Below are 7,653 nucleotides of genomic sequence, written 5' to 3' on the forward strand. Positions count from 1 at the left end.
CCGGCACACCCCGCGCCCTTGACGCGTTCTTTACACACTAACCGCCATGGCTCGGGGCATGCGCCCGGAGCGCTTCTCATACGGCCACAGCGATGCGATGATCATCACGTTTGGATGGCAGCGCCAGGGGCGATTCAGAGGGGTTGCGTCGGCCAGTCCAGCAGCCGGGCGCCGATCACCGCGGTCTGCAGGGCGTAGCGGTGGACCGGGTCGGACGGGTCGGCGCCGGTGAGCTTGTGGATGCGTTCGAGCCGGTATGTGAAGGCCCGCACGCTCAGCGACAGCCGCCGGGCCGCCTCTGCGGAGACGCAGCCGGAGTCGAAGTAGGCGGTGAGGGTGTCGAGAAGCGGCTGGGCACCGCCCCGGGCCCGGCGCAGGGGGCCGAGTGCGTTCTCCACCAGGTCGGCCATGGCCTGCCGGTCACGCGTGAGGACGGGGTAGACGAGGAGGTCGGCGGCGCGGAGCACCGGGTCGTCGAGTTCGAGGCGTTCAGCGAGGTCGAGGGCGTTCAGGGCCTCCTCGTACGACTGGACGACGCCCGCCGGGCCAGGGTGCGGGCGGCCGATCGCCACCTTTCCGCCGCCGGTGGCGGCGAACGCCTGCTTGGCGAAGTGCGCGAGGACGTCGTCCTGGTCGCCCGGGGCGACACAGACGAGTCGGCCGTCCTTGGTGGTGAGGAGGATGCTCCGGTCGCCGAACCGGCCTCTCAGGGCGCGTTCCACCTCCCGGAGTACCGGGTCGCCTTCTTCGTAGGCGGCCGTTCCGCACGCCACGGCCACGGCGTGCTCATACGCGAGCCGCAGACCGTAGCGTTCCGCCCGCTGGGCGAGTCGGCCCAGGTCGCTGCGGCCGTACAGCAGGTCGTCGATGAACTCCCGGCGGGCGGCCTCCTCCTGCCGCACGGCGTGCCGCTGGGCCCGTTCGTAGCCCTCGGCGAACGCGTCGAGGGCCTGCGCGGCAACGGACAGCACGTCGTCCACGGATGCGCTGCTCCCGGCGGCCCGTGTGGCCGCCATGTGGGCCCCGACCAGGGACCGGAGCCCGATCCCGGCCTCTGCGGCCTGTTCGCCCAAGGAGCGCCGGGAAGCGAGTTCGTCCCGGGACAGTCGGCGGCCGGTCGCGGAGGCATCGGCCAGGATGCCGGCGTATCCCTCCAGATATACCTCGTGCCTCTCTGACACTTCCCGCGCCGCCATGCAGGTCCCCCCGATTCCAGTGCGCCGTTTTCGTCTTCTTGACGCACGACCGCAGGAGCGTACTCCGTGCACGCCGAGAACGCTGCCCATTCCCGGCAACGAGCGGCAGGAACGGTGAACTGAACAGGCGCCCGGCCGGTACGACGTCCAGGCTGTCCGCAGGTGTGCCGGGAAGTCTGGTCGGCGGTCATGTCGGCCTGCCCCGGAGTCTGTGATGCACCTCTTCCGTTTCCGCCGTCGACAGGCAGGTTCCCCGTCGACTCCGAAGCACGTAGCGGTGCGGCTGCGCGGTGGCCTCGGCTTCCGAAGCGTCGCCCGGACAGGGCGCGCCACCTCCACAGCCTCATCAGGCAGGGCCCGGAGGTCCTGGAGGTGGACCTGACGAGGGTTGACCATCTCAGCCCCGAAGGAAGCGCGGCTCTGTCCAGGGCAGTACCGATGCCGGAACCCGGCAACGAAGGAAGGTCCGTAGTTGCGCATCAAGGGCCTGTCAACGCCGCGTAAAGAACGTGTAGGGTTCGCCGCGGTGTGCCGGGAAGTCTGGTCGGCGGTCGAGAGAGCTCTCTTCGCTGATCGGGGTCCTGTTCATGGTGCTCGTCGTCGTCTTCGGGGTGGCGCTGCTGATAGCGGTGCTGCTCTCAGGGCTCGCCGCCCGTACGGTGCTGTCGACATCGCTGCTCTTTCTCGTGGGCGGCGCGCTCGTCAGCGACGGCTTCCTGGGCTGGATCCACATCACACCAGACAGTGAGATCGTGTCGGTGACGGCGGACTTGGCGCTGTTCGCCGTGCTGTTCACGGACGGCATGCACGTCTCCTTCCCCAAGCTTCGCGCGAACTGGCGCAACCCGGCCCGGGCACTGGGACTCGGCATGCCACTGGCGTTCGTCGGCATGGCGCTGATCACGCACTACCTGGCAGGGCTGGACTGGACGACGTCCTTCCTGGTCGGGGCCGTGCTCGCGCCGACCGACCCGGTCTTCGCCTCCGCGATCGTCGGCCGCAAGGAAGTCCCGTCGAAACTGCGGCAGTTGCTCAACGTGGAAAGCGGCATCAACGACGGGCTCGCCCTCCCGGTCGTGCTCATCCTGATCACCGCGGCCGGCCCGACCTCCGGGCAGGCCGAGGCGTCTCTCGGGATGATCGCCCTGGAGCTGGTCCTGGGGCTGGTCTTCGGCATCGTCCTGCCCTACGTCGTCATCGAACTCGTACGGTTCCGGCTGCTGGGCGCCGAGCCGAAGCTCCAGCCGCTGCTGCCGCTGGCGATCGGCGTGATCCTGTACGCGGTCTGCCATCTCACACACGCCAACCCCTACCTCGCCGCGTTCTCAGCGGGGGCCGTGCTCACCGCACGCTCGCTGGAGGCGAAGGAGGCGTTCGAACCACTGGGCGAGGCGCTGGCGGAACTGGCGAAGTTCGCGGCACTGCTGGTCTTCGGCGCGCTGCTGACACCGCAGCTGTTCGGTGACCTGTCCCTCGGCGGATACGCGGCGGTCGTCCTGGCCATCGTGCTGATCCGTCCGGCGTCGCTGCTGCTGTCGTTGCTCGGCACGCGGTTCACCCGGCAGGAGAAGCTGGTCGCGGCCTGGTTCGGCCCGAAGGGCTTCGCCTCCGTGGTGTACGGACTGCTCGTGCTCCAGGCCGGGATCCCGCAGGGCGAGGAGGCGTTCACCCTCATCGCCGTGTGCATCGCCCTCTCGATCATCGCGCACAGCTCCACCGACGTGCCCATCGCCAGACTCTTCCAGGTGGACGACCTCGCGGGCGTCCCGTCCGGCGCCGACAAGGGAGCCGCCCGTGTTGGCGCGTGACCTCGCCGAGCCCTACCCGTACGTCACCACCGACGAGGACGCCGCCCACGCGGTCCGGCTACTGGCCCGGCACCGTTTACCGGCGCTGCTGGTCGTTGACGCGGACGCCATGCCGTATGCCCTCGTGCCTTGCGGCCACCTCCTCGGGCGACTCGTGTCCGACGGACGGGAGCACGGCGTGGTGCCGACGAGGGTCGACGGCCTCACCGTCGCGGACTGGCTTCCTCCCGCCGCCTCCGGCCCTCCGACGGTGGAGGAGAGCGCAAGTCTCACCCAGATCGCGGACGTGATGACACGGACGCACAGCCCGTTGGTCGCCGTCGTCGAACGCGACGGCCACCAGCTGTGGTTGGCGGGCGTGGTGACAGCCGCCCGGCTGATGGAACGACTCGTCGGAGGCGAAGCATGAGCGGCCGGGAGAAGCAGATGCGCGTCGTCGTCGGCAGGGCCGAGTGCAGCCAGGCCCTCATCTCCGCCGTGCCGGAAGCCCCGGGCCGTGAGGCACGGGTGTCCGGCGGACGTCACCGTCCTCGTCCCGGCGGGCAGGGAGGTGTCGTATGACGGTGTTCCCACAGCCCGCGAGGCGGGTTCCTCGATCGGGCCACATGATCGTGTGCGGTGACGACACGCTCGCCGAGCGGCTGTCCGCCGAGCTCGCCACCGTGTACCAGGAGCAGGTCACCCTCGTCGCACCGCCGACGCCCTCGACCGGCACCGTCCCGCGCGTCCGTGCCTCGGCCCTGTTCAGCAGGATGCAGTCCGTGATCGGGCGTACGGACACCGGCCCCGACGTGCCACGCGTCCTCCGAGCCGCCGAGCTGGACGAAACCGTGCTCGCCGAGGCCGGGGCGCACGGGGCCGCCGCACTGGCTCTGGTCCATGAGGACGACGAGACCAACATCCGTGGCGCACTCGCCGCACGCCGACTCAACCCCCGGCTGCGCCTGGTCATCCGGCTCTACAACCGCAAGCTCGGCCAGCATCTGGAAGAACTCCTCGACCAGGCCGCCGCCCTGGCCGTTCCCGGCCTGGACCCGGCCGCACTGGACACCTCCACCACCGTCCTGTCGGACGCGGACACCGCCGCGCCCGCGCTCGCGGCGACCGCCGTCGCGGGCACGAGCAAGGTCGTCCAGGCCGACGGGCTCCTGCTGCGCGCAGTGGAACGCACACCACCGGCCGAGGGCACGGTGGCCGACCCCGGCCTGTGCACGCTCGCCCTGCTGTCGTCCACCACCAACGACCCGGCCGGCTCAGAGGGCTCGGACGACAGCGGCCGAGAGGGACCCACTCTGCTGCCCGACGAGGCGACGGTGGCCGCCGCCACCGGACGCGGCACGGTCGTCCTGGAGACCATTGCCCACACCGGCACCGCTCCCCCACCAGGGCGCCTGGCCGGACGAGGGCTGCCGCTCGCCACTCTGTTCCCGGCTCGGCTGCGCTGGTCTCTGGCAGGGCTGGTGACCTGTGTGCTGGCTCTTGCCGTCGTCACCGCGCTGAGCACCGGCGGTCACCCGCTGCACGCCGCCTACCTCACTTTGCTCGACCTGTTCGCCATCAACGACCCCGCCCTCGACGAATCCACGAGCCGTCAGGTACTCCAACTCCTCGCCGGCCTGGCCGGACTGCTGTTCCTGCCCGTGCTGCTCGCCGCCGCCTTGGAGGCGTTCGGCACCTTCCGCTCCGCCTCCGCACTTCGCCGACCGCCTCGTTCCCTGTCCGGCCACGTCGTCCTGCTGGGCCTCGGCAAGATCGGCACCCGGGTCCTGGCCCGGCTGCACGAACTCGGCATCCCCGTGGTGTGCGTCGAGGAGGATCCCGAAGCACGCGGCATTGCCGTTGCCCGCCGCCTGCGCGTGCCCACCGTCCTGGGTGACGTCACCCAGGAAGGAGTGCTGGAAGCCGCACGGATCGATCGCGCGCACGCTCTGCTCGCCCTCACCAGCAACGACACCACCAACCTCGAAGCCGCCCTGTACGCCCGCTCCGTCGCCGGCCGACTGCGGGTGGGGCTACGCCTGTATGACGACGACTTCGCCACCGCCGTCCACCGCACGATGCGGGCCGCCCACCCCCAGGCCCTCACCCGCAGCCGCAGCGTCTCCACCCTCGCCGCGCCCGCCTTCGCCGGTGCGATGATGGGCCGCCAGATCCTCGGCGCCATCCCCGTCGAACGCCGTGTCCTGCTCTTCGCCGCACTGAACGTCGCCGGGCACTCACAGTTGGAAGGGCTCACGGTCGCCGAGTCCTTCCGCCCCGGCGCCTGGCGCGTCCTCGCCCTCGACACGGCCGCCCCCGACGACCGCATCCCGGACCTCGCAGCCGCCCCGGCCCACAGCGAGCGGCCGACCGGTCTTGTGTGGGCGCCGCACCCCGGGTACGTGCTGCGCCCACAGGACCGGGTGGTTCTGGCCACCACCCGCCAGGGCCTGGCCGAACTCCTGGGACGGCAACCACGGCCTCGCACTCGGCTCTCCAGTCCCTGAGGCACCACCACGTGGGTCACCGCGGAGAATCGGCTCCCGCATTCGTCGTCCGGGTTGGTGGCAGGCACGTGCCCGTGGAACCACGCCATCGGCTTCCAGATGGGCAGAGCCAACGGGAGGGGCGCCCTCGATGACCGGATTCTTGGACGACGGCTGCCTCGACGGTCGATCGTTACGGCTGAACCGCGTCACCGTCGCTCCGAGCAGTCCGGCCGAGCTGGTCCTGACCGGGCCGTGCGGGAGCGTCATCGGCCGACTTCGGTTCCGCGTCTGCCGGACGTGCCGCGCGGGGCGGATCATGAGCCTCTGGATCTGCGACACATGGCAGCGCCAGGGGTTGGGGCGAGAGCTCGTGTACTTCCTGTTGGCCCAACATCGCGGCTACCGGTGGAATACCACCCCGCAGAGCCGCCTCGGACGGGCGTTCTTCGCTGCGGTGGCCCAGGAATCCGCTGTGAGCCTTCGCCGCGGCAGCCCGTTGTGCCCCCATCTGATGGGTTGGTGCCGCTGGACCTGGCGCCGCCTGCTGCACAGCCGCTGACGGGTCCGCTCGGCCGACACACGGTGGGGCCGGAAAGCCGGCTGCTCGGACCAGTCAGCCGGTGACAGCAAACGAGACAGCGGAGTCCTGGCGCTTCCCGGTCGGTCGTCACGGCTGCCCGCTTGCGTCCTCGGCTCGGGCGGCTGTTCGCAGGGCCCGCCGATAGAACCACTCTCCCAGTTGCGATCCGGCGACGAGCCCTGCCGCGAAAACGAGGAGTCCGCCCTGCGTCACGGAAGCGAGGAATCTGGCATCCACCGAGTCCAGGTCGCTCCACCGCAGCAACGGGCCCGAGAGACCGCCCAGCCAGATCACCGTCAGCGCGACGCCCCGGACGCGGATACTCCATGGGCTCGTGCGGCTGCGGACTCGCTTCGGCGCCCAGCCCCGCAGCGAGGCCACGGCCAGAGGCAGGACGAATGCCGACCAGCCGATCAGCCAGAGCCACAGAAACATCGGTCGGACCTCCGTACGAAAAGCCGCCTCAGCGGCGAAGAAACCCGCACCCTGCTCGTGCGGTGCCGCACGACCGCGGCGTCGACTCGCAGAAGCCCGGGCGGTCGGTTGCCGGACCCGCCCGGGCCTTTCCTCTTCCTTGTCTGCGTCAGCCGGTGATCTCGACCTTCCCGTTGGCCTCGGCGGACGCCGTCGGCGCGGGCCGCGCTGCGCCGACCCGCCCGGTGATGCCCTTCAGGAGTTCGGCAAGGTCAACCCCGGTGGTCGATCCGAGGAGCTCAAGGCCCTGAGCCACGTTGTCGGCGACCGTACGGGACAGCTGCGAGGCACCGTCCGTGGAGATCACCGTCATCTTGTCGATCGCGCCGAGCGGCTCGGACGCCTTGGCGACGACCTGCGGCAACACCTCCACCAGCATCTGCAGCACGGCGGCGTCGCCGTACTGAGCGAAGGCGTCGGCCTTCTTCTGCATCGCCTCGGCCTCCGCGGCGCCCTTGGCACCGATGGCGGCGGCCTCCGCCTCACCCTCGATACGCACTGCCGCGGCGAGCGCGGCGCGCTGTGCCTTCTCACCCTCACCGGTCAGCCTGGCCCGCTCGGCGGTCGCCTCGGCCTCCTTGACGAGCGCGATCCGGCGAGCCTCCGCCTCCTGCTCGGCCTGATACCGGGCCGCGTCCGCAGGCTTGCGGACCTTGGTGTCCAGCTCTCGGTCGGTCAGCGCGGCCTGTCGTTCGGCGACCTTCTCCTGCTCGCTCAGCACCTCCTGCATCCGTGCGGCCTCGGCCAGCGGACCGGCCGCGGCCGCACGGGCTGCGGCCTCGTCCGTCTCGGCCTTGATCTCGGCCTGCTTCAGAGCAAAAGTTCGTTGCGCGATCGCGATCTCCTCCTCGGCCTTCAGCCGTGCCTGCTCGGCGGCCCGCCGGGCCACAGCCTCGGCGATGTCGGCCTCCTGCTTGGCGCGGGCGGCCTCCGGCCGGCCGAGGTCCTCCAGGTAGGAACCCTCGGTGGTGATGTCCTGGATCTGGAAGGCGTCCAGCACCAGACCCTGCCCGGACAGACTGGCCTCCGCCTCCTCCGCCACCTGGCCCGCGAAGGCGGCCCGGTCACGGATGACGTCCTCCACGGACATCCGCCCGACGATCGCCCGCAGCGCACCCGACAGCACT

7 protein-coding genes are annotated in these 7,653 nt (G+C 70.7%); 4 read left to right on the plus strand and 3 right to left on the minus strand.

From position 1 onward, the window contains the following. Positions 1–134 precede the first annotated feature (134 nt). Complete coding sequence (locus M8J73_RS39270) at positions 135–1,196, minus strand: PucR family transcriptional regulator (RefSeq protein WP_055537391.1); 1,062 nt, start codon at positions 1,194–1,196, stop codon at positions 135–137. Between the two features lie 587 nt (positions 1,197–1,783). Between M8J73_RS39270 and M8J73_RS39275 the strand changes: the two genes are divergently transcribed. The 4 genes from M8J73_RS39275 to M8J73_RS39290 are packed head-to-tail and all read left to right on the plus strand — an operon-like array spanning position 1,784 to position 5,490. Further along, positions 1,784–3,004 carry a cation:proton antiporter gene (locus tag M8J73_RS39275; RefSeq protein WP_055537390.1) on the plus strand — a complete coding sequence of 407 codons (1,221 nt, stop codon included), beginning with the start codon at positions 1,784–1,786 and terminating at the stop codon, positions 3,002–3,004. Next, positions 2,991–3,413: a CBS domain-containing protein gene (locus M8J73_RS39280; RefSeq protein WP_055537389.1), complete on the plus strand. Its 423-nt coding sequence runs from the start codon at positions 2,991–2,993 to the stop codon at positions 3,411–3,413. The genes M8J73_RS39275 and M8J73_RS39280 overlap by 14 nt, the downstream gene beginning before the upstream one ends. Beyond that, on the plus strand, positions 3,410–3,565 hold the full coding sequence (locus tag M8J73_RS39285) for a hypothetical protein (RefSeq protein ID WP_157873059.1): 156 nt from the start codon (positions 3,410–3,412) through the stop codon (positions 3,563–3,565). The genes M8J73_RS39280 and M8J73_RS39285 overlap by 4 nt, the downstream gene beginning before the upstream one ends. Further along, positions 3,562–5,490: a potassium channel family protein gene (locus tag M8J73_RS39290; RefSeq protein ID WP_079054689.1), complete on the plus strand. Its 1,929-nt coding sequence runs from the start codon at positions 3,562–3,564 to the stop codon at positions 5,488–5,490. Before M8J73_RS39285 ends, M8J73_RS39290 begins: the two co-directional genes overlap by 4 nt. A gap of 649 nt (positions 5,491–6,139) precedes the next feature. On the opposite strand, the gene M8J73_RS39295 is transcribed toward M8J73_RS39290, so the two are convergent. After that, positions 6,140–6,487 carry a hypothetical protein gene (locus M8J73_RS39295; protein WP_055537386.1) on the minus strand — a complete coding sequence of 116 codons (348 nt, stop codon included), beginning with the start codon at positions 6,485–6,487 and terminating at the stop codon, positions 6,140–6,142. Positions 6,488–6,635: 148 nt separating this feature from the next. Further along, the coding region (locus M8J73_RS39300) for an SPFH domain-containing protein (RefSeq protein WP_249829698.1) at positions 6,636–7,653 on the minus strand (1,018 nt) is incomplete at its 5' end.

Origin of the sequence: Streptomyces neyagawaensis (genome assembly GCF_023516595.1) — a bacterium.
GTDB classification, from domain to species: domain Bacteria; phylum Actinomycetota; class Actinomycetes; order Streptomycetales; family Streptomycetaceae; genus Streptomyces; species Streptomyces neyagawaensis.